Annotated in this window: 18 protein-coding genes, 1 tRNA gene and 1 pseudogene; 10 read left to right on the top strand and 10 right to left on the bottom strand. The window is 35.3% G+C overall.

Translation table 11 applies throughout. From position 1 onward, the window contains the following. Window position 1: 1 nt before the first annotated feature. From ACNQGJ_RS09110 to ACNQGJ_RS09065, 10 genes and pseudogenes are all read right to left on the bottom strand, one after another. On the bottom strand, window positions 2-766 hold the full coding sequence (locus tag ACNQGJ_RS09110) for a formylglycine-generating enzyme family protein (protein WP_417972554.1): 765 nt from the start codon (window positions 764-766) through the stop codon (window positions 2-4). Window positions 767-801: 35 nt separating this feature from the next. After that, window positions 802-1,107 (bottom strand): annotated as a pseudogene (locus ACNQGJ_RS09105) (c-type cytochrome); the annotation flags it as partial. Window positions 1,108-1,231: 124 nt separating this feature from the next. Then, window positions 1,232-2,722: a copper-containing nitrite reductase gene (gene nirK, locus ACNQGJ_RS09100; RefSeq protein WP_417972511.1), complete on the bottom strand. Its 1,491-nt coding sequence runs from the start codon at window positions 2,720-2,722 to the stop codon at window positions 1,232-1,234. A 108-nt stretch (window positions 2,723-2,830) separates the two neighbouring features. Continuing rightward, a complete protein-coding gene (locus ACNQGJ_RS09095; RefSeq protein WP_417972512.1) occupies window positions 2,831-3,067 on the bottom strand; it encodes a cytochrome C oxidase subunit IV family protein in 237 nt (78 codons plus the stop codon). Between the two features lie 3 nt (window positions 3,068-3,070). After that, window positions 3,071-3,652, bottom strand: coding sequence for a cytochrome c oxidase subunit 3 (locus ACNQGJ_RS09090; RefSeq protein ID WP_417972513.1), 582 nt, complete (start codon window positions 3,650-3,652; stop codon window positions 3,071-3,073). Between the two features lie 23 nt (window positions 3,653-3,675). Beyond that, window positions 3,676-4,641, bottom strand: a complete 966-nt coding sequence (locus ACNQGJ_RS09085) for a DUF438 domain-containing protein (protein ID WP_417972514.1) — start codon at window positions 4,639-4,641, stop codon at window positions 3,676-3,678. Window positions 4,642-4,649: 8 nt separating this feature from the next. Next, entirely contained in the window at window positions 4,650-6,425 is a 1,776-nt protein-coding gene (locus ACNQGJ_RS09080; RefSeq protein ID WP_417972515.1) for a nitric oxide reductase activation protein NorD, read from the bottom strand. 124 nt (window positions 6,426-6,549) lie between these two features. Next, window positions 6,550-7,329, bottom strand: a complete 780-nt coding sequence (locus ACNQGJ_RS09075) for a CbbQ/NirQ/NorQ/GpvN family protein (protein WP_417972516.1) — start codon at window positions 7,327-7,329, stop codon at window positions 6,550-6,552. Between the two features lie 131 nt (window positions 7,330-7,460). Further along, complete coding sequence (locus ACNQGJ_RS09070; protein ID WP_417972517.1) at window positions 7,461-8,888, bottom strand: cbb3-type cytochrome c oxidase subunit I; 1,428 nt, start codon at window positions 8,886-8,888, stop codon at window positions 7,461-7,463. An 11-nt stretch (window positions 8,889-8,899) separates the two neighbouring features. Next, window positions 8,900-9,334: a c-type cytochrome gene (locus ACNQGJ_RS09065; protein ID WP_417972518.1), complete on the bottom strand. Its 435-nt coding sequence runs from the start codon at window positions 9,332-9,334 to the stop codon at window positions 8,900-8,902. A gap of 305 nt (window positions 9,335-9,639) precedes the next feature. Between ACNQGJ_RS09065 and ric the strand changes: the two genes are divergently transcribed. The 10 genes from ric (at window position 9,640) to ACNQGJ_RS09015 (ending at window position 22,558) form a co-directional block, all read left to right on the top strand. Continuing rightward, window positions 9,640-10,371 (top strand): iron-sulfur cluster repair di-iron protein, encoded by a 732-nt coding sequence (gene ric, locus ACNQGJ_RS09060; RefSeq protein ID WP_417972519.1) that lies wholly within the window; start codon window positions 9,640-9,642, stop codon window positions 10,369-10,371. A 39-nt stretch (window positions 10,372-10,410) separates the two neighbouring features. Beyond that, complete coding sequence (locus ACNQGJ_RS09055; RefSeq protein WP_417972520.1) at window positions 10,411-12,522, top strand: ribonucleoside triphosphate reductase; 2,112 nt, start codon at window positions 10,411-10,413, stop codon at window positions 12,520-12,522. A gap of 111 nt (window positions 12,523-12,633) precedes the next feature. Continuing rightward, the gene (nrdD, locus tag ACNQGJ_RS09050; protein ID WP_417972521.1) at window positions 12,634-12,798 is read left to right on the top strand and encodes an anaerobic ribonucleoside-triphosphate reductase; all 165 of its coding nucleotides are present in this window, start codon (window positions 12,634-12,636) and stop codon (window positions 12,796-12,798) included. Then, the gene (locus tag ACNQGJ_RS09045; protein ID WP_417972522.1) at window positions 12,782-13,471 is read left to right on the top strand and encodes an anaerobic ribonucleoside-triphosphate reductase activating protein; all 690 of its coding nucleotides are present in this window, start codon (window positions 12,782-12,784) and stop codon (window positions 13,469-13,471) included. The genes nrdD and ACNQGJ_RS09045 overlap by 17 nt, the downstream gene beginning before the upstream one ends. A gap of 54 nt (window positions 13,472-13,525) precedes the next feature. Continuing rightward, entirely contained in the window at window positions 13,526-13,975 is a 450-nt protein-coding gene (locus ACNQGJ_RS09040) for a CopD family protein (RefSeq protein WP_417972523.1), read from the top strand. An 11-nt stretch (window positions 13,976-13,986) separates the two neighbouring features. Then, complete coding sequence (locus ACNQGJ_RS09035; RefSeq protein WP_417972524.1) at window positions 13,987-14,451, top strand: hemerythrin domain-containing protein; 465 nt, start codon at window positions 13,987-13,989, stop codon at window positions 14,449-14,451. A 77-nt stretch (window positions 14,452-14,528) separates the two neighbouring features. Further along, window positions 14,529-14,963 carry an RrF2 family transcriptional regulator gene (locus tag ACNQGJ_RS09030; RefSeq protein ID WP_417972525.1) on the top strand — a complete coding sequence of 145 codons (435 nt, stop codon included), beginning with the start codon at window positions 14,529-14,531 and terminating at the stop codon, window positions 14,961-14,963. 326 nt (window positions 14,964-15,289) lie between these two features. Further along, window positions 15,290-15,363: transfer RNA gene (locus tag ACNQGJ_RS09025), tRNA-Arg, on the top strand. Window positions 15,364-15,732: 369 nt separating this feature from the next. Further along, window positions 15,733-17,415, top strand: a complete 1,683-nt coding sequence (locus ACNQGJ_RS09020) for a Na/Pi cotransporter family protein (RefSeq protein WP_417972526.1) — start codon at window positions 15,733-15,735, stop codon at window positions 17,413-17,415. 166 nt (window positions 17,416-17,581) lie between these two features. Further along, window positions 17,582-22,558, top strand: coding sequence for a translocation/assembly module TamB domain-containing protein (locus tag ACNQGJ_RS09015; protein WP_470303338.1), 4,977 nt, complete (start codon window positions 17,582-17,584; stop codon window positions 22,556-22,558). Window positions 22,559-22,569 lie beyond the last annotated feature (11 nt).

Below are 22,569 nucleotides of genomic sequence, written 5' to 3'. Positions count from 1 at the left end.
GCTACTTTTTATCTTTCGCACATCGAAAACCGAGGTTTTTAGTAGTAAATCGTGCTTTAAGACTTCCTCTGAAAGCATAACGCATAAAAGCGGCATAATTCATTAAATCGGTAGCATTGACAGAACCGCTTCCGCAAAAAAGATTCTGGTCCGTATCCTTATCTTTTCTGGATTCCCCGGAAAGAAAAATACTGTTGAAGTCAGCTGTCCATTCCCATACCAATCCATGCATATCATAAACACCCCAATAATTTTTGAAGGTGCTACCAACTGGATTCGCAAAAGTTTGTGGCTTTTCATACCAAGCCATGATGTAAGAATTAAAGCGTTCTTTAGTACGTGCATCAATTCGTTTTTCATCGGCCATGGCAGCATATTCCCATTCGTCCATGGTGGGCAATCGTTTTCCTTGACATTCACAATATTTTTTAGCTATAAACCAAGAAACATTGGTTACCGGTGCAGTACTTAAATTGGCGGAGCCATAATTAAAATCACTTTCCCAATGCGATAAATAGCTTTTATCTGCAAAAATACCTTTCATTCTGGAGCGGCTGTTTTCTGGATATTTCTTTAAAAATTCCAAAAACTGAGCATTGGTCACCGGAAAAACATCCATGTTGAAAGCGTCAACTTGTACTGGTTTTTTACTTTTAACTCCATAAAGAGGGACATAAGTCCCCCTTTCAATAGAAGCCATTTTAACAACTTGAGACGATAGCGATGCAGTAATAAGAAATAAAAATATTGGCAAAAATTTTTTCATATGTGACATGGCTAATTTCTTTTAAGCTGTACGAATTATTTTCTTTGAGCTTTTACCATTGCTGGTGTAACCTTGGTTTTATTATTTCCCCAGCTAGCGTAAACATAAGTCATGGCATCCGCTATTTGCTGATCGCTTAATGCTTGTGCTGGCATGGCACTATTAAATTTTTTACCATTTACAGTAATTGGTCCCTTTAATCCCTTTACGACTCCTTTTATGGCGCGATTCACATCTTTATTTAAGTAATCTGATTTCGCTAAAGGAGGGAAAGCACCCGGAATTCCTTGCCCGGCAGCTTGGTGACAAGCGATACACGTTTTTGCATAAATTCCTTTTCCATTTACAGCGTTTTGGCTATATCCCTGTACAGCCAATCCCATCATTCCGATGCATAAAATATACTTTTTCATATTATTGTAATTATTGTTAAATACTTGTTTGAGTTAGGATTAAATCCTGTTTTTATTCATGAATATCTTTTGCTTTTGGAGCTACTTTTCCTCTCAATGTTTTAACCATTGCCGGCGTTACTACCGTTTTATTGTTTCCCCAACTATCATACACATAAGTCAACACACTGGCGACTTCATCATCCGTCAAATTTTGACTGGTCATGACGCTATTGAATTTTTTTCCATTTACAGTAACTTCTCCGCTCAGTCCGTTTAAAACAGCATTAATTGCTCTGTCAGCATTCGCGTTTAAATAATCTGATTTGGCTAGTGGAGGGAATGCATTGGGAATACCTTGCCCCTCGGCTTGGTGACAGGCGAGACAGGTTCGTCCGTATAGTTGTTTCCCTGCTTTCACATGTTCAGCTACAGTTTTTACCGCAACGTTTTGAGTTTTACCTTTCACTTTAGGCATATTCTGTATGGTACCTCCTTCTGGCAAATAAATCCCTTCTTGTGTTGTTCCAGAGTAGACTGCTTTGTTATCATCACCTTCTACTTTCAACATCCCCAGTGCCCCTTTATTGAAAGCTCTAAAAATGGAGTGATCTACTAATATAAACGTACCGGGAACTTCCACTTTAAATTCAACTATTGCAGCGCCACCAGCGGGTATCAAAGTTGTTTGGACATTTTTGTTAATTAAATCTCCACCTTCTACATGAACTTTATCAAATATTTCACCAATTGCGTGGAACGAAGAAACTAAGTTTGGTCCACCGTTACCCATATAAATACGTACCGTTTCCCCTTTTTTGGCGGTTAATGCTTTGTCACCTGTTAACGCCCCAACTTTTCCATTAAATACTACGTAATCCGGCTGCTCTTTAATCGCTTTATTCATGTCAAAAGGTTGAGCGCCTTGTTCTCCATAATTTCCTTTGGTATAAAAATCGCCTTGCATGATGTAGTATTCTTTATCAACTGGAGGTAAACCACCTTCTGGTTCCACTAAAATCAAACCATACATACCGTTTGCAATGTGCATCCCAACAGGAGCTGTAGCACAATGGTATACATAGAGACCCGGATTCAACGTTTTAAAATTAAATACTTTTTCATGTCCCGGTGCCACTAATGAAGAGGTTGCTCCTCCACCTGGTCCAGTTACCGCGTGTAAATCTATATTATGCGGCATTTTATTATCTGGGTGATTTTTCAAATGAAATTCCACCTCATCACCAACTCGAGTTCTTATAAAACTTCCAGGAACTGATCCCCCAAAGGTCCAATAGGTATATTTAACACCATCAAGCATTTCGCCCTCTTGTTCTTTAATCTCCATGTTCACAACCAACTTCGTAGCGGCACGATCGCCCACTGGTTTAGGTACAAAAGGTGGTGCAGTCAGTTCAGCTGTAGTTTGACCTTCTACCGTAATACGCTCATAATATGCCGCGTCTTTTTCTTCAATTTTTGAACATGAAAATAGACCGAGGGCTACAAAAAAAGCGGTAGCTATTACCCTACTCCGTTTGTTAAAATTAAATGTGATTTCCATAATAATCAGGTGTTAAATTTATCGTGATTGATAGTACAAAAATAAAAGACACTTTTATCCTTTATTATGACATTTGTCATGTTTTCCACCTTTTTTTAAGAATTTATTTTACAAAATTAACCCTAAAACGATCAATCCTAAAACCGAAATCAAACTTACTTTCCAAAAAGCATTTGCTTTGTTAAGCTCCATGAATTTGAAAGAAACCAAAAGAAATTTAAATACCGATAAGCCCATAATTAAAATAATAGTAAGGCGAGAAACAGTCATTGTATTAGAGATCAAAGCGGTTGAAACCGTCAATAAAATCAACAATCCGTACGTAATAAAAAGTGTTTTTTTCATTTTCTAAAAAATTAAGTAAAGAACAGGAAATAGTAATAGCCAAATCAAATCACACATATGCCAGAAAGCAGCACAGGCTTCGACATCGTCAACGCCCATATCGGAATTTTTCTTGGTTATTTCATAATTCGTACAAATTAAAATCACTAAACCCATAATAACATGTATCAAATGAAAGCCGGTTAGCATCCAGTAAAAAGTAAAAAACATGTTGGTATCCAATGAAATCCCCGCATCTATTTTATGATAGTATTCTACTGCCTTTAATATTAAAAACAACGTTCCACCAAGCATCGTCAATTTAAAATACATAGACGACTTTAAACGGTTATTGTTTTTAAACTCCACCACAGCATTGGCCATAAAGAAACCACTTGTCAACAAAAAAATAGTGTTTACTGCTCCATAAGTAGTATTGAGTTGCAACCTTGCCTGATGAAACAATTCGGGTTGCTCTTTTCCGTAGTAAACAAATGCAACAAGTGCCATCCCAAAAGTAAGAAGTTCCAGAAAAATAATAATCCACATTAAAATACCTCCTGGAGGGTAGTAGATGTTTTTGTAATCGATTTTGATTGTGTTCATTTTAATCTTTATTTAAAAATATTTTATTCCCAGTCTAGTAATCTTTTTTCGCCTTCTATTTTCTTGATATCAGTAATATCCTGTGACATTTCGATGACGCCTTTGTAGTTCTTATCAGCATCCCTGACCGCGAAATACCGAATATAAATCAGGCGTTCTTTGTAATTAATCCAAAATGAGGATTCGTTTTTTGTTCCTTTTCTAAATTCGTCTAGGATTTTAAGAACCGTTCCCACACTTTTTGGTGGATGACAAAATTTTACTTCACGGCCAATAATCCCGGCACTTCTTGGAAACACACGCTCTTCTCCCCGATTATAGAAAATAACCTTATCATTTTCGTCAACATAAGTCAGATCTAACGGCATTGTTTTGAAAAGTAAATTTACCTGCTCCACTGTCATGTAACCTTCATCATAATGAGCCGTATTTTCGAGTGAAAAAGACATTTCTCTTTTCGTAAAATCTTCACTTGGGTGAATGTATTCTTGTTTTGGATAAGAAGCAGGAGTTTCTGTCAGCATCCAGCCAATTTCTTCTTCGCCTTTGCGCATTTCAATCCAGTCAGATTCGGTAAGAAGATTTATCGCATTTGGAAACAAAACCGTTTCTTCCATCTGCATCAATCTGGTAATTCCATTGACCAGAAAAGGAGTATTCACAATAATTTTTTCCGGATTATTCATTTTAAGATAGTACTGAATTAAACGGAATTGCTCTCGTAAATTATCATGAAAGGACCACATTCCTTGAGAAGGACCGTTCCATCCTTTTTTTTCTAAAAACGGAAAAAGCTGATTTTCTTTTCGGGCAAATCGTTTTTCAATAGTAGACAGCTGATTGAATATATTAGTATATTTTTGAAAATCATCCTCAGGATTTGTTGTTGTTAATTCTTCCAAAAGTGCCTGAATAATGTCCTTTTCCTGAAAGTAAATTTGAACCGGATGTCCTTCCGGAAGTGTTGTGGTATTGGAAATATCGTTCATTATAGTATTTATTTTTGATGTTTAATTTTTTCGTACAATTGCACCAACGATCGCAATAGTTCAACTGGTGTTGTTAAGATTTGATAGTGATTTTGCCCGAACATTTGTGGCAGATAATATTTTGCCTGAGTTTCAATAGCCAAAGCATACGAATTAATATTCCTGTTATTGAGTTCACGAAGCGCTTGTTTCACATCTTTGATGCCGTACTTTCCTTCGTATTTATCATAATCATTGGGTTTGCCGTCAGATATCAGGATAACCCATTTATTCTTAGTGTTTCTTTTATCGAGTCGTGCTCCGGCATGACGCAAAGCGGCTCCAATTCTGGTATAGCCATTAGGTTCAATGGCTCCAATTTTATGTTTGGCAACATTCCAGTTTTCATCAAAATCTTTTACCGTTAAATAGGTCGAAAAATTTCGCGTTTTGGAATAAAAACTGTCAATAGAAAAATCGATATTGAATTCGTTTAAGATTTCGCCAAAAAGAATGGAAACTTCTTTCTCTACATCAATCACACGATTTCCCGCGGCATATCCATCACTGGAAAGACTAATATCCAAAAGGATTAGAATCGATAAATCCTTCTCTTTTTTCCGATTTGAAATGTATACATTTTCTGATGGCGTACGTTTCGAATGAACATCAATATACAAATCCGTAATGGCGTCAATATCAAATTCGTCGCCTTGTGCTTGGCGTTTTTGCTGTTGCATTCTGTTATTGACATTGGTCAGCATTTTTCGCAAACCCAATAAGGTCGAAGCATTTTTTGTAATGGTCTTTTTATAATAATTCGGGTCCGTTTTCTGTTGTAATTTCGGATATACTTTACAGAAATTCTCCTTGTAAATACGCTTGCTAAAATCCCATTCGTTATACGTTAGATGCAATCCTTTGGCATCAATTTCGGCACTTTCGGAAATGGAAGTATTCTCAATAAAATCAGATTGATAAACGGAATGCACCGTATCATCAACGCGAACCGTGTATTTCATATTCAACTCTTCCAATGCTTCCTGATGCTCTTCCAATTCGTCAGAACCGTCAAAGTCACGCCAGGTTCCATTGAATTCTTCGGCAGTTTCCACTTTTTCGAAATTATGCAGCAAGACATAATCTTCCTGTTGTTTTTTATCGACCTCAACAGTAATCACTTCTTCTACCGCTTTTGTTTTTAAAGTCGTTAAAGCTTGATTTTCATTCGCTTTTTTGGTTTTATCAGAGAAATTTTCGAGAATGGTATTGCTGTTTTTTTCTATTTCATTTTGCATCCATTTGCCATACAGCCAAGAAAAATCAGGAGTATTTTTTCCATTTTCCTTTTGAATGAAATGCTGTTTTGCTTCGGTATGAAACTTTTTATCGATAGAAAATTCTTCAAACAAAATGGCTAAAACAGCTTCTGATGTTTCAAATGCTTTTCGTTGAGAAAGTGCCAAAGGTTGGTCTTTATCTTCAAAAGTCCAATTCAAATTCAATCGCTGCTGCACGCCCAGGTACAAAATTCTAAAAAGATAAAAAGTAAGGTTCTCTTTTTTCGTTGGCAATTTGGAAAAAGAAATAGGAAGAAAAAAATTATTGTTTTTATATCCTCCTTCTCTTTCGGCAGGGAAAATTTCGATTGGTTTCCCGGTCAAAGCGCGAGCCAAAATAGTCAATCGAGGTTTTATATCACTAAGTGTTACAGTTCTTGCAATAATTTCGGGATGTATCTTTTTACTTTTTTTTAAGTGTCTGAATAACTTCCCAACTATATATTCATCTATTTCGAAACCCATTTTTTCTTAGTTTTTTGTCATTGCGAGGAACGAAGCAATCTCATCCAGATTATCCAGTATATAAATAGCAATCTATGCGAGTGTGATTGCTTCGTTCCTCGCAATGACCACTGATTACTTTTTATTATATCATCAAATCACATAAATCCTTCAATGCTTCCACGGTTTGCAAATCATCGGTTAACGGTTCCACAATAGCCACATGAACCGACAATCGTTTTGGAAGACCCGAATGAATAATTTTGGCGGCATCCACTAAAAGTCGGGTCGAAACGGTTTCTGTCAACCCCAATTCGGTTAGGTTTCTGATTTTATTTCCAATGGCTACCAGTTTTTTGGCAACATCAGGATCAACATTAGTTTCCTTTACCAAAATTTCAATTTCAATTTTCGTTTCCGGATATTCAAAAGAAACGGCAATAAATCGCTGACGAGTCGATGGTTTTAACTCTTTAAAACCTCTTTGATAACCAGGATTAAAGGAAGCAACCAACATAAAATCGTCGTGCGCTTTTACGGATTCGCCTAATTTGTCTATGAATAATTCCCTTCTGTGATCCGTCAGGGAGTGAATGGCTACAATAACATCCGGCCGCGCTTCGGCAATTTCATCTAGATAAATGATGGCTCCTTCTTTTACGGCAGTGGTTAATGGACCATCCAGCCACACCGTTTCGGCACCTTTAATTATAAATCGTCCTACTAAATCTGTAGATGAAGTTTCTTCGTGACAACTAATCGTGATAATTTTTTTATCCAATTGATGTGCCATGAACTCGACAAAACGGGATTTTCCAGTTCCGGTTGGTCCTTTCAACAGGAAAGGTATTTTGTTTTTATAGGCGTGTTCAAAGACCTCTTTTTCTTTGCCTACGGCGTGATAATATGGGATATTTGCTAACATTTTTTTTATTTTAGAAAAAAACCAGAACACGATAACTGTTGTTTCTTCGGAAATGCAATTCTAAAAAACAGTAGTTAAAGCATTCTGGAAATTTTATTTTAAGTATTCTGTTACACAAAAAGGTTTCAGTTTTAAATCACTGTTTTTCCTTTTTTCGCACTTGTTCCTGCTAGATTTTCAATTATATGATTATCGATTTTATATCCATCTACTTTATGTCCGTGATTGTCGGACTCCAAAGCTTCATCAGTAGGTCTACCGTATTTGATAAAATCAAAAATAAACATACCAATTCCGATAGTAAACATGGTGGCACAAATAAGCAGTACTACAAAGTGGATGCTAATTTCGCTTTGAACGACCATGAAATCCATTTTCATTTTTCGCTCCATATACACCTGAGCAACTCCTGCAACACCAAAGGCTACGGTCATCCCCAAAATTCCAATATTGGATAACCAAAAAGCCATCATTCCCTGTGCGCTTTCGTATCGTTTACGTCCCGTTAAATTGGGTAAAGCATAACTAATCATCGCAAGAACAATCATCGCATAAGCGCCCCAGAATGCATAATGAGCGTGCATTGCCGTTACTAAAGTTCCATGCGTATACAAGTTTGTTTGTGGCATTGTATGCGCAAAACCAAGTAATCCCGCACCCACAAAAGAAACGATAGCCGAACCAATAGTCCAGAATAAAGCAATTTTGTTCGGATGACTTTTTTCCCCTTTTCTGTACATGTTTACAGCAAATAATGCCATTGCTAAGAAAGCCAAAGGTTCTAATGCAGAGAAAATACCACCAACGATTAACCAAATTTTATTTACTCCAATGTAGTAGTAATGATGTCCCGTTCCCAAAACTCCGGAAAGAAAAGTAAGCCCAACAATTACGTACAACCATTTTTCGATTACCTCTCTGTCCACTCCAGTTAACTTGATCAATAAGAACGAAAGAATACCTCCCATAATTAATTCCCAAACACCTTCAACCCACAAGTGAACCACCCACCAACGGAAAAAAGAATCCATTACCTGGCTGTCAAACCAAATCATTCCGGGTATGTAAAGCAGGGCTGAAAAAAATAATCCCATTGTTAGTACCAAAGCCGTAGTAGTTTGTCGTTTTCCTTTGAAAAGTGTGCCCAAAATTATGAATAAGAACAACAGCACATTTACAACTACTAAATAGTCCAACTCTCTTGGAATTTCAAGAAATTTTCTTCCTTCCCAATGGTTGAAGTGAAAGCCAATTATTGTAACAACGCCCACAATGGCTAACGAAATCAGTTGAACATACGCCCATTTCACGCTTATTAATTCGCGTTGCGCTTCTTCGGGAATAATGTAATACGCCGCACCCATAAAACCGGTTAACAACCATACCACTAACAAATTAGTATGCACCGCTCGTGCCACGTTAAAAGGAATAATTTCATGTAAACCTTGAATTCCTATTCGGTCAAAGCCCATGATAAAGCCATAAATGATTTGCAGCGAGAACAAAAGCATGCACAATGCAAAAAACCAGTAGGCTACTTTCTGTGATTTATATTTCATTTTTAAAAATTTTAATTGTTTTCTTTAGCTAAAGGGGAAACGATTCGGTCGAAACCATTTAAATCTAATTTTCCAACCCATTGGAAATAGGCAACCATGGCATTGGCATCCGCTTCATTCATTTTATAAGCTACCATTTTTCGCCCATTTGGTGCCCATGGAATTGGCGACATCAAAACCGCTTTGATATATCCTTCGCCGCGACGCTCCAGTACTTTTGTTAACTCGGGAGCATAATAGCCTCCTTCGCCCATAATAGTATGACAGCCCATACAATTGTTGGTCTCCCAAATTTCTTTTCCTCTCACTACTTCTTTAGTAATCTTACTGTAGTTTGTTTGATCATTCCTTGGCATGAACGAATAAATAGTCAATCCTATAAAGATTAAAAAGGTGACTAATGTTCCTCCTAAAAAAAATGCTCTTGCCTGTGATTTTGAAAGCATAAGTATTTGTTTTTGTTTGTTAATAAATTTACTCTAATTCTAATAAAAGACAAAAATGTCCTTTATTTGTTTGTTGCAAATTAATGACTTTATAAAAAGCTAAAACATGATAAAAATCATATTCCAATTCTATTTTTATTGTTACTATTAAAAAGATAAAATACAAATAAAAAATAGTTATAATGCATTGATAATTAAATTTTTATCAACTATAAATGTTTAAAAATTTATTTCGGATAAAATTATCCTTTATTAAAAATAATGCTTAATTTTGCCTAAATAAATTATAATCGAAAACAGAACTTATGGAAACTTTAGAGAAAATAACAATCGGAGAATACGTTGCAAAAGATTTTAGAACAGCAGCAATATTTTCAAAATACGGAATTGATTTTTGCTGCAAAGGAAATCGAACAATCGAGGAAGCTTGCGAAAAAAAAGACGTTGACACGGAGCAATTAATGGAACAGATAAACACGGTTTTGGCAACCAAAAATGATAGTGCCATTGATTTCAAAATTTGGCCTTTGGACCTACTGGCCGATTATATTGAGAAAACGCATCACCGTTATGTAGAAGAAAAAACGCGAATTTTACTTCCTTTTTTAGACAAACTGTGCAAAGTACATGGCGCAAATCATCCTGAATTATTCGAAATTAATGAACTCTTTATTGGTTGTGCAGGCGAATTAGCGCAACATATGAAAAAAGAAGAATTGATGTTGTTTCCTTTTATCAAAAAAATGGCAAAAGCAGCCATTACAGAGGAAAACATTGTGAAACCACAATTTGGAACCGTAAAAAATCCGATAGCCATGATGATGGAGGAACATGTAGTCGAGGGAGACCGTTTTGTTAAAATAGCTGCATTAACCAATAATTATACACCACCGGCCGATGGTTGCACTACCTTCCGTGTGACTTACTCCATGCTAGCTGATTTTGAGCAGGATTTACACAAACACATTCATTTAGAAAATAATATTTTGTTTCCAAGCGCTATGCTCTTAGAAAAAAAATTCTCCGAACAAGAATAAAACACACTCCACCACTATAATATAAAATCATCGCATGCTATGGAAAAATATGTTATCAAAAGAAACGGCGAATACAAACCTTTTGAACCTTTCAAAATAAAAGACGTAATTGAAAAAAGCTTTCAGAGTGTTTCCATAGCATTTGATGAAATTCTTTTCGAAAAAATTATTCAGGATTTACAATCCAAAGAAACCTGGGCCGTGGAGGAAATTCAGGATTTAATCGAGAAAAACCTTTTTGAAAAACAATATTTCGAAGTCATGCGTTCCTTTATGTTGTTTAGACATACGCGCAAGTTGCAACGCGAACATGTGAATGGTATAAACGAGGACACCACGTATGTTGACAGCACGCAAACCATCGAAGAATACATTGAACAAACGGATTGGCGCATCAATGCCAATGCCAATACCTCCTATTCTAATGCTGGATTGGTCAATAATGTTGCCGGAAAAATTATTGCTAATTATTGGCTCGACAAAGTATATACAAAAGAGGAGGGTTATGCGCATCGCAATGGCGACATTCACATTCATGATTTAGATTGCTTGACCGGATATTGCGCCGGTTGGAGTCTGCGGGTATTACTCAACGATGGTTTTAATGGCGTTCGCGGACGCGTGGAAAGCAAAGCGCCTTCGCATTTTAGAGAAGCTTTGGGACAAATGGCTAATTTTCTAGGGATTTTGCAAAGCGAATGGGCTGGAGCGCAAGCCTTCAGTTCGTTTGACACCTATTTGGCTCCCTATGTTTTCAAAGATGATTTGTCTTTTGAGGATGTCTTGAAAGCCGTTCGTAGTTTTGTCTACAATTTGAATGTTCCTGCGCGTTGGGGACAATCGCCTTTCACGAATATCACTTTGGACTGGGTCGTTCCCGATGATTTGAAAACGCAAATTCCGACGAAAAATGACTACCATTTTTTCGAAAACAATTTTGATTACGATCTATTATTGCGCGCCAGGGAAAGAGGCGTTACAAAAGTAACCGAATTGCGTTACGAACATTTTCAAAAAGAAATGAATCTCATCAACAAAGCGTATTACACGGTAATGACCGAAGGCGATGCCAACGGACAGCCCTTCACCTTCCCTATTCCGACGGTAAATATCACTGAAGAATTTGATTGGGATGGAGAAAATACCGATTTGCTTTTTGAAAACACAGCCAAAATCGGTTCATCATATTTCCAGAATTTCATTGGAAGTCAATATGTTTTGGATGAAAACGGCAATAAAGTAGAAAACGAAAACGCATACAAACCCAATGCCGTTCGCAGCATGTGCTGTCGTTTGCAACTCGATTTAAGAGAACTATTAAAACGTGGAAACGGACTTTTTGGGAGTGCTGAAATGACAGGAAGCATTGGCGTAGTGACCATTAATATGGCGCGTTTGGGTTATTTATTCAAAGGGAATAAAGCCGAATTATTTAAACAATTAGATCGATTATTATATATTTCTAAATCTACTTTAGAGAAAAAACGAGTATTTATCCAAGAAATGTACGACCGAGGTTTGTATCCGTACACCAAACGATATCTGCAACATTTCAGAAATCACTTTTCGACCATTGGTGTAAACGGAATGAACGAAATGATTGCAAATTTTACTGGAAATCAAGACGCTATCACTTCATCGTCAGGAATAGAATTTGCATCAGAAATCTTGGAGCACATTCGGAATCGAATGAAAGAATTCCAGGAAGAAACCGGAAATTTATACAATCTGGAAGCCACACCGGCCGAAGGCACCACCTATCGTTTTGCCAAAGAAGACAAAAAACGTTTCCCAAACATTTTACAAGCCGGACAGGGCGACAATATTTATTATACGAACAGTTCCCAGATTCCGGTGGATCACACCGAAGATCCTTTTGAAGCGTTGTTTTTACAAGACGAATTGCAATGTAAATATACCGGAGGAACGGTTTTACACTTATATATGAGTGAAAAAATCAGTTCTCCGGAAGCCTGTAAACAGTTTGTAAAGAAAGTAATATCCAATTTTAAATTGCCATACATTACCGTTACGCCAGTGTTTAGCGTGTGCTCGGTTCATGGGTATTTGAATGGTGAACATGAATATTGCCCGAAATGCGATGAAATTCTCATTGAAGAAAAAAGTTCAAGATGTAAAGTTGAGTTATAAAACTTTAAAACCATTAAGAAATTAAGTTCCATTAAGCCAAATCACACTTAATGTTCTCAATTTCTTAATGGTTCAAAAAAATAATTTTAATTTTTTAAACCATAAAAAAATATGAAAACAGAATCCAACCCGATTTTAGAACAAAACCAACATTTGAGAACCAAATGTTTAGTGTATACAAGAGTAATGGGCTATCACAGACCCGTAGAAAGTTTCAACATTGGAAAAAAAGGAGAACACAAACAGCGAACTCATTTCAGTGAAGGAAAATGTTAATACTCCCATTTACAGCATAACGCCTTTCACTTTATTAGATTATGCGCATAAATCGGCTTGCATTCTTTGGTTTGCAGGCTGTAATATGCGTTGTTTGTATTGTTACAATCCTGAAATCGTGCTTGGAAAAGGAACTATTTCATTCGAAAAAGCGCTTACTTTTCTTCATTCCAGAAAAAATTTGCTGGACGCGGTGGTTTTTAGCGGAGGCGAATGCCTGTTGCACAAAAATAGTATTCAACTCATAACCGAAGTCAAAAAACTGGGCTTTCTAGTAAAAATTGACAGTAATGGTTCACGACCGGATGTTTTACAACAGTTACTTGAAAAGCAATTGATTGATTATGTGGCGCTGGATTTTAAAGCGATGCCCGCTCATTTTAAAAAGATAACACAGTCCAATCTTTTTCTGCCTTTTGAAAAATCGCTGCATTTATTAGTAGAAAATAACCTCCCGTTTGAAGTCCGCACCACGGTACATTCAGATTTGATAGATAAGAATCACATGCACGCCATGATACAGTATTTAGAGCTGCACAACTATGAGGGAAATTATTACCTCCAGCATTTTGTAAATGGAGCGACAACGTTAGAAAAACTGGGATATTCTGTTAGGGAATTAGAAAAGGAAAATCTTTCCACTGCACGTATTAAAGTATATTTTAGAGGTTGATTCTAAGGTTAAATTGCTGACAAAAGCGTATCTTTAAAAACAAATAAAATTTACATGAACCATCATTTATTGCTAATTATTCATCTTTTAAGCGCCACAGTTTGGGTGGGCGGACATTTATTGTTGCTCTTTGGTCATTTGCCACAAGCCTTGAAAGAGAAAGACCCGAGCATCATTTTAAATTACGAAAAGAAGTATGAACCTGTGGGAATGACGGCCTTGGTTTTACTGGTCGTTACGGGAATTTTTATGGCGTACAAATATGGCGTTAGCATTGAATATTGGTTCCAGTTTGCCACTCCTTTTGAGAAAGTGATTTCTACTAAATTACTTTTATTGTTTTTGACCGTAGCCTTCGCCTTGAGTGCACAGTTTAGGATAATTCCCAAACTTAAAAATAATCCAGACAAGTTGCCTGAAATGGCTTTTCATATTCTATCCGTTACAATAATTGGTGCATTGATGCTCATTTTTGGTTCTTACATTCGTTTTGGCGGGTTTTAAATTTATATATTATGACATCAAGTAAACCATTAAAAAGAGCTCCGGAATTACAACCTTTAAGCCACGATCATCATCATGCTTTACAATTGTGTTGGAAAATACGAACCGGTTTTTCGAAACAGATTGAACCTGATCGCATCAAAAAATATTTGGACTGGTTTTTTAAAACGCATTTGAAACCGCATTTTGAATTGGAAGAAAAACACATCTTTCCCATTTTAGGTGCAGAAAATGAACTTATAAAACGAGCGTTGGCAGAGCATCGTAGATTGAAACGCTTATTCAAGCAAACTTTCGATCTAGAAAAGTCTCTAGGTCTCATTGAAGAAGAATTGGAAGCACACATTCGTTTTGAGGAACGCATTTTATTTGTTGAAATCCAAAAAATAGCCACTCAAGACCAATTGGCTAAAATCAAAGTAATGCATACCGAAACGTCTTTTGTAGAAAAGGACGATGATCCTTTTTGGATCTAAAAAAGTAGGCAACTCAAAGAATAAAGAATATTCAAAAGGAATAGCAAGTATTTCTATAAATTTGTAAAAAAACAACTATGTTTTCTAAAACCTGCGAATACGGAATTCGAGCCACCATTTTTATAGCATCCGAATCCTATCAAAATAATAGAGTTGGGCTTAGAGATATTGCTGAAAAAATAGATTCTCCTGAGGCTTTTACAGCCAAAATTTTACAGATATTATCCAAGGCTAGTATTATCCGTTCTATAAAAGGTGTTGGCGGCGGATTTGAAATCCCAAAAGAAATTATGAGCCAAATAAAACTATCCCAAATTGTAACGGCACTAGATGGAGATCGCGTTTTTACCGGTTGCGGTCTGGGATTAAGTTACTGCTCTGAAGATCATCCCTGCCCGGTTCACGATAAATTCAAGGCCATCAGAAATGAATTGGCTTTCATGCTCGAAAACACTAATCTGGAAGAATTGGCAATGGGAATAAAATCAGGCGATACTTTCCTGAGGTATTAATAAAAGTAATCTTATTTTTACAAAATAATTGTTTTTAGCCGCATGCAATACAGTGAATAATCATTGATAATACTCAATTCCTTTCGTCAAATTGTTCTTGAACACGTTCCATTTTTTTATCTGCAAGCAACGAAAGCAATATATTTAAGCATTATTCCCTTGCTTTGCGGTCAATTACTAAAGGAGATATATCATTAAATAAAATTACTGCTTTACGAAATCCCTGAATATCACGTATATAATTCTTAAGTGTTATATTTTTTATTTTTTTTATAAATTTAGACTTGCAAATTACACAATTACACCTATATTTGCACCCGAATCAAGGCCTTGTGGCGCAACTGAATAGCGCACTTGATTACGGCTCAAGAGGTTACTGGTTTGAATCCAGTCAAGGTCACAAATAAAAAACGGTAAACTGCTAATAAATATGCGTTTACCGTTTTTTTATACAATTATTTAACCAACAATCTTCATAAACTCTCTTTTTACATCAGTAATCCAAACATTATATTTAATCCAAATCGTTTGATTCATATCGAAAGAACCGCTGATAATATTTCGATTTTGGATCATTAAGCGGGCTGGAGAAACAGTTTTCCTAAAAAACTATTGGGTGTTAGTTAAAAAACGCTTAATCCAAGAAAAGTTGTGTTCTATATCTAAAAATCATAAAGTCTTTACTTTTTTTAAATCTGAGCTTACAAATATGTTGTTACGAAAAGATTAAATGATCAATTATAAGTATCTTTAGTTCTATTTTTTAACTATGGAAACCCTCAATACAATATTAAAAATTTCTGCTGGCGTGGGTTTGTTTCTTTTCGCCATGTATCTTATGGAGGAATCCTTAAAGAATCTTTCGGGAAGAAATTTTAAATTGTTTTTACAACGAATCACAAAAAACAACCTCGGCGCAGTAGCTGGCGGAACAATAGTCACTGGGATTCTTCAAAGTAGTTCAATGGTTTCGTTGATGGTTTTGGCATTTGTGGGTGCAGGAGTTTTTACGCTGAAAAATGCGATGGCCATTATTCTAGGGGCAAATTTGGGAACTACGCTTGCAAGTTGGCTCGTCGCAACGGTTGGTTTTAAAACCAATATAGAAGTGATTGCTTATCCGGCAGTTTTTGTAGGAGGCTTTCTCCTAATCCTTCTCGGAAATCGGAAAACTATAAAATATGTTTCCTATTTTCTTCTGGGATTTAGTTTAATGTTTATCGGTCTTTCGTTTATGAAAACTGCCATGGAAGCTCAGGTTCAATATTTTGATTTTTCACAGTATGCATCAAAACCACTTATAATTTTTGTGATAGTTGGTTTTATAATTACGCTGGTTGTTCAATCGAGTTCCGTAACTATGGCACTTACCCTGAGCGCGCTCAACGCTGGAGTAATTGAATTTCCCATGGCTGCGGCAATCGTTTTGGGTAGTGAAACTGGCACCATCATAAAAATAGTAGTGAGTGCTATCGGCGGAAATGCTTGCAAAAAACGAGTGGCACTTGGCAATTTATTGATTAATATTTTTATTACTGCCATTGCTTTTGTATTGCTCAGACCTATTCTTTTACTACTGACCGATATCCTAAAAATCAAAGATCCACTTATTGGGTTGGTCGCTTTTTCGAGTTTAATTAATTTGATGGCTATACTAGTATTTCTTCCAGTTTTGAATTTATTTACCATTTTTTTGGAACGTTTTTTCAAAAATACAGATGGTTCGACGGCAGCATTTATAAACCATGCATCAATCGATGAACCTGAAACAGCTTTGGATTTATTTCGAAGAGAGACCAGATATTTCATTCACAACTCGATGCTTTTCAATTTAGAATTATTCAAAATTGAAACCCATGAACTTGACCAACATATGTATTATAAGGAAATCAATGAGAAAAGAAATTTTGATTCAAAAACTACCGAAGAAAAATATGAATTCCTAAAACAGTTGCAAGGCGAATTACACGCTTTTTATTTAAAATTAAGAATGAAATTAAATAGTGAACAAAATTCAGTACTGAACCAATTGATTTCGTCAGTGCGAAGCTCCATGCACGGGGTGAAAAGTATAAAAGACATTGGTAGCAACATTACAAACCTCAGCAATTCCTCAAAGGAAATTAAATATCAATTTTTCCTGCAATATAAAAAAGAAACTCAAGAACTCTACCTTAAATTAAATGCGGTTTTGAACACAGAAAAAAAGACCGGTTTTGAAGAATTGAAGATTCAATTTGACACCATAGAAAACAAATACAGCTCAGCGCTCAACACATTTTACTCTGAAGTACAACTCACACCTATTGAAGACATTGACATTACAACGGTAATCAACTTCAACAGAGAACTTTTTACTTCAAATAAAGCAATGGTAATGGCTGTAAAAGATCTAGTGTTAGACGAAAAACAAGCACAAAATTTTAATGAAATCCCCAGATATAAAACGTAAAACGCTTCAATGAATTACAATACCTTTTAGCAATTTTGCAACATTATTTTTGAATTATATAATGTATTGCGTTTTCAATTTTTAACCTTTGTATGTACATCCATTTGCACACAAGATTGCATTTCTGATTAAAATTGGTTAATTTTAACCAAAAAACACACCTCATTTGAAAACATATTTAAAGAAAGGTTTAAAAATTTTCCTTTGGATAATAGGATCCATATTCCTATTGTTCTTAATTCTGTTTGTGGTTATACAAATACCCTCTTTTCAGAATTATGCCAAAGAAAAAGCGGTGACTTATCTCGAAGAAAAAATAAAAACCAAAGTGAGGGTTGATAGTCTCGCTATTAAATTTCCAAAAAAAGTCGTTCTGATAGGTGTTTATTTTGAAGATCAAAAAAAAGACACTCTTTTTGCGGGCGAAAAACTAGCTGCCGATATTAGTCTGTTTCAATTGATAAACAACAAAGTAGAAATCAACTCATTAGAATTAGTGGGGATTTCAGCCAATTTAAATAGAGATTCCAAAGCCGTTTTTAATTTTGATTACATCATAAAAGCATTTGCTTCGCCAAAGAAACAGGAGAGTGATTCGCCACCAATGCAGTTTTCTGTCGAAGAAATTAAGCTCGATCGCATCAAGTTTAATTTTACCGATGCTGTCACAAAAAATGATATTTACGCTAATCTTAGGCATTTTGAGACGAAAATTAAAACTTTCGATTTAAATGAAATGAATTTTGAAATTCCAAAAGCAAAAATCAATGGTTTACAACTTAAATTAAAGCAAGGTTTAGTTCAAATATCCAATGCAACCAAAGTGGCAGCGACAAAGAACGCACCAGAATCCATCTTAAAATTAAAATTAGGTGAAATTGATTTGGCAAGAATCGATTTCGAATATGAAAGTGACGAAACTAAACTTTCCACCAACTTTTATTTAAAAAAATTGCTCGCTAAAATTGATAAAATTGACCTTAACAATCAGTTCGCAATTATTGAAAGTCTTGATTTAATAGGTGTAGAAGGTGCTTTAGCTTTTGATAAAGTCGATATAATCAAGCCTACAAAAGAAGCGATAAATACTGCATCCAACAATTGGCAAGTCAAAATAAACAAAACGGAATTCAAACGAGTAAACTTTCGGTACGACAATAATACTGTTGCAACAGTTCAAAAAGGAATTGATTACAACCATTTGAATATCACCAATCTAAACTTACAGGTCGATGTACTGAATTACAATCCGGAAAATATTTCAGGAATTGCCAATTCATTAACGGTTAAAGACAAAAGCGGTTTGAACATTCAATCCTTTAAGGCGGAATTTTTCTACGGCAAAAAGAATGCTTTTTTTAAAAAATTATTTTTAAAAACCCCACAAACAGAACTGAAGGATGAAATTAGAATTGGCTATCCTTCCATTGAATCATTGGCTAATAATCCGGGAGAATTAGGCCTCACAGCCAATTTGAAAAAGAGCAAACTGGGAATTAAAGATATTTTGCTTTTTGCTCCTACTTTAAATAATACGAACCCATTTATGAGCAATCCCAATGCAATATTGCTGATCGATGGAATTGTAAAAGGAAAATTAAAAAACATTGAATTTCCAAGTATCGAAATCAGCGGTATAGGAACTACAAAAGTAGCGGCAAGCGGCAGAATCATCGGTTTACCGGATGTCAACAAAGCCTATTTTGACTTAAACATTAAAAACTTACAATCCGGTTCGAAAGATTTCGTTGGTTTTTTACCCAAAGGAACCATTCCTAATTCGATTCAGTTACCGCCAAAATTTAACGTCAAGGGAATTTTTAAAGGAACCATTGCTAATTTTAATACTGATATGAATATTGTAAGCAGTTATGGCAACGCAAAAATCAAAGCTAAATTTGACCAAAGTAGAAAAAATTACGAAAAATATGACGCCCAAACAGAACTTAATAATTTTGATTTAGGGAAATTTATCAAAAACGACTCCATTGGAAAAGTAACTTTAAAAGCAACCATAAAAGGGACTGGTTTTGATCCAAAAACAGCAACTGCATCTTTAAACGGAAGTATTTTAAAAGCCTATTATAATAAATATACATACCAAAATGTAAACGTAAAAGGAACTATTCGCAATGGAAATTTTAAAGCAACTGCTTTTGCAAAAGATCGTAATCTGACCTTTGATTTGGTGAGCAGCGGAAGTTTTAAAGACAAATATCCTACCGGAAAATTAAAACTGAATTTAGATATCGCTGACTTGGAGAAACTGAATCTGCATGCTGGCCCACTAAAAATTAGAGGTGTTGTCGATGCTGATATTCAATCGGTAAATCTTGATTACCTCAACGGAACGGTAGATGCGCACAACATTACCATAGTAAATGCTAAAGAAGAATTTGTAATTGATTCCATTAGCGCAGTCGCCACATCCAGTGCTGAAAAAAATACATTCGCATTGAAATCTCCAATGTTAGATGTGAGTGCCTATGGAAAATACAAGTTGTCAACTATAGCAACTGCGTTGTCAAATTCTATTGCAAAGTATTACGACAGCGAACCAAATTCTAGAAAAAAAGTAGTTGAGAAACAAGAATTTATTTTTAAAATTGGCGTAAAGGACAGTCCTCTTCTATTAAAACTTATTCCTGATTTGAAAAGTCTGGAACCTATTAATATACAAGGAAGATACAACTCTGTTAACGACTCTATCGTTTTGAATGGTACGATTCCAAAATTAATTTATGGAGAAAATACGATTACAAATGCAGTCCTTACTGTAGATACTAAAGACTATTCTCTTGTTTACAGCTTTGTAGTTGATGACATTCAAAACAAACAAATTCAATTGCCTCACACCAGTATTTCCGGTAAAGTGCAAAAAAATATTGTGAATTATACGGTGCAGTTAAAAGATTCAAAAGATATAGAAAGATATTTAATTGCAGGAACATTAAAAGCTACCAACGGGAATAACGACATAAATCTTGATCCCACTAATTTGTTGCTAAACTATGATTCTTGGACAATAGTACAAGACAATTTAATTCGCTTTGGCAAAAAAGGAATTTATGCTGATAATTTCGAATTGAGTAAAGATGGAAGTAAAATCCTTATACAATCGCAATCGCAGGAAGCAAATGCGCCAATAGCAATTGATTTCAAAGATTTTGACATAAAAACTATTACCAGTTTCGTTGAAAAAGGCGATCTACAAATGAGCGGTAAAATCACTGGAAATGCATTGGTCAAAAATATAAGCACCACGCCCCTTTTTACTTCAGATTTAAACATTGAAAATTTTACTTTCAAAAAAGATACAATCGGAAACATTAGTATCAAAGTAAATAATGCGATCGCCAACCAATATGATGCCGTAGTTGAGATTACAGGTCAGGGAAATCAAGTCAATTTAGAAGGAAATTACAAGACTACTGACAGCAGTTTTGATATGAATCTCGACATCGATAAACTGAATTTAAAAAGCATTCAGGGTTTTACATTGGATAACATAACTGAAAGCACGGGTTTTTTGACAGGAAATTTTGAAATAACGGGAAATACAACCCAACCCAAAGTAATAGGAGAATTACAGTTCAATGAAATTGGTTTCAAAGTGAAGCAACTTAATGCAAAATTTAAATCAATAAACGATAAAATTGTATTTACACCCACTGCTATTCTTTTTGATAATTTTATTATAAAAGATGAAAAAGACAATGATTTAGCCATTAACGGAAAAATTGACAGTGCCAATTTTAGTAATTTTGGTTTTGACTTAGCCATCGATGCTGATAATTTTAAAGCCGTCAATTCTAAAGCTAAAGATAATGATTTGTATTATGGCGAATTGTACCTGGACAATCATTTGCAACTATCCGGAAATTTAGACAATCCCGTTGTGGAAGGAAACATCAAAATTAACAAAGACACCAAATTTACTATTGTGCTGCCACAATCCGATCCGGCAATTGCTGACAGAGAAGGAATCGTAGAATTCATTGATCAAGACAATCCGAAACTAGTAGAGACCATTGTTATGGATGAACTGAATAGTGAAATGGATATAAAAGGAATCAATGCATCAGTAAATATTGAGATTGATGAAGAGGCTGAATTATCGTTAGTTATTGACAAAGCCAACGGTGATTTTTTAAAGTTAAAAGGAGAAGCGCAATTAAACGGCGGGATTGATCCTTCAGGAAAAACTACGCTGACCGGAAGATATGAATTATCTGAAGGGAGTTATGAAATGAATTTTAATGCGATAAAAAGAAAATTCGACATTAAAAAAGGAAGTTATATATTATGGACTGGAGAACCTACAACGGCGGACATTAATATTACTGCGGTTTATAAAACTGAAGCTGCGCCCATTGATTTGATAAATGATCAATTAGGAGATATCACTGCCGAAGTGAGAAACACGTACAAACAAAAAATTCCTTTTGAAACCGAATTGAAAATGAATGGTGAAATAATGAAGCCAAACATTTCATTTGATATCATTTTGCCTGAAGGAAACAATAGCGTTTCAACAGAAATTATCAATGCTACACAAGCTAAATTAACCCAACTGCGTCAGCAACCTGATGAATTAAACAAACAGGTTTTTGCTTTACTGCTGCTGAATCGTTTTATTGGCGAAAATCCATTTGCCAGTGAAACCGGTGGAACGAGCGTTTCGTCACTAGCGCGAGAAAGTGCTAGTAAAATATTGTCACAACAACTTAATAATTTGGCGGGTGATTTAATTGAAGGTGTAGAACTCAATTTTGATTTAAATACTTCTGATGATTATACAACCGGTCAACGTGAAAACAAAACCGATTTGAGCGTAGGGATTTCAAAGAAATTACTTAATGATCGCTTAAAAGTTACTGTAGGAAGCAATTTTGGAATCGAAGGACCACAACAAGTAAATCAAAACGCCAGTAATATTGCCGGTGATGTTTCGCTAGATTATCAACTTTCAAAAGATGGAAGGTATAAAATACGTGTGTATCGCGTAAATAAATATCAAGTGGCACTTCAAGGAGAAGTTGTTGAAACTGGAATTGCTTTTATCATCACTATGGATTACAACAAATTCAGTGAATTATTTCGAAAAAATGAAGCGAAAAAATCAAGACAAAAAAACAAATAATAGTTTTCATA

Source organism: Flavobacterium cryophilum (assembly GCF_048286555.1).
In the GTDB taxonomy this organism is placed as follows: Bacteria; Bacteroidota; Bacteroidia; order Flavobacteriales; family Flavobacteriaceae; genus Flavobacterium.
This window is presented reverse-complemented; position numbering and strand designations above follow the sequence as displayed.

What these genes read in the sequence shown, in the direction of transcription:
- ACNQGJ_RS09075 (WP_417972516.1), bottom strand. Translation starts at nt 7,329, where the DNA reads ATGTTAGCAAATATCCCATATTATCACGCCGTAGGCAAAGAAAAAGAG.
- ACNQGJ_RS09085 (WP_417972514.1), bottom strand. Translation starts at nt 4,641, where the DNA reads ATGAACGATATTTCCAATACCACAACACTTCCGGAAGGACATCCGGTT.
- ACNQGJ_RS09095 (WP_417972512.1), bottom strand. Translation starts at nt 3,067, where the DNA reads ATGAAAAAAACACTTTTTATTACGTACGGATTGTTGATTTTATTGACG.
- ACNQGJ_RS09110 (WP_417972554.1), bottom strand. Translation starts at nt 766, where the DNA reads ATGAAAAAATTTTTGCCAATATTTTTATTTCTTATTACTGCATCGCTA.
- ACNQGJ_RS09030 (WP_417972525.1), top strand. Translation starts at nt 14,529, where the DNA reads ATGTTTTCTAAAACCTGCGAATACGGAATTCGAGCCACCATTTTTATA.
- ACNQGJ_RS09090 (WP_417972513.1), bottom strand. Translation starts at nt 3,652, where the DNA reads ATGAACACAATCAAAATCGATTACAAAAACATCTACTACCCTCCAGGA.
- ACNQGJ_RS09040 (WP_417972523.1), top strand. Translation starts at nt 13,526, where the DNA reads ATGAACCATCATTTATTGCTAATTATTCATCTTTTAAGCGCCACAGTT.
- ACNQGJ_RS09065 (WP_417972518.1), bottom strand. Translation starts at nt 9,334, where the DNA reads ATGCTTTCAAAATCACAGGCAAGAGCATTTTTTTTAGGAGGAACATTA.
- ACNQGJ_RS09035 (WP_417972524.1), top strand. Translation starts at nt 13,987, where the DNA reads ATGACATCAAGTAAACCATTAAAAAGAGCTCCGGAATTACAACCTTTA.
- ACNQGJ_RS09020 (WP_417972526.1), top strand. Translation starts at nt 15,733, where the DNA reads ATGGAAACCCTCAATACAATATTAAAAATTTCTGCTGGCGTGGGTTTG.
- nrdD (WP_417972521.1), top strand. Translation starts at nt 12,634, where the DNA reads ATGAAAACAGAATCCAACCCGATTTTAGAACAAAACCAACATTTGAGA.
- nirK (WP_417972511.1), bottom strand. Translation starts at nt 2,722, where the DNA reads ATGGAAATCACATTTAATTTTAACAAACGGAGTAGGGTAATAGCTACC.
- ACNQGJ_RS09055 (WP_417972520.1), top strand. Translation starts at nt 10,411, where the DNA reads ATGGAAAAATATGTTATCAAAAGAAACGGCGAATACAAACCTTTTGAA.
- ric (WP_417972519.1), top strand. Translation starts at nt 9,640, where the DNA reads ATGGAAACTTTAGAGAAAATAACAATCGGAGAATACGTTGCAAAAGAT.
- ACNQGJ_RS09080 (WP_417972515.1), bottom strand. Translation starts at nt 6,425, where the DNA reads ATGGGTTTCGAAATAGATGAATATATAGTTGGGAAGTTATTCAGACAC.
- ACNQGJ_RS09070 (WP_417972517.1), bottom strand. Translation starts at nt 8,888, where the DNA reads ATGAAATATAAATCACAGAAAGTAGCCTACTGGTTTTTTGCATTGTGC.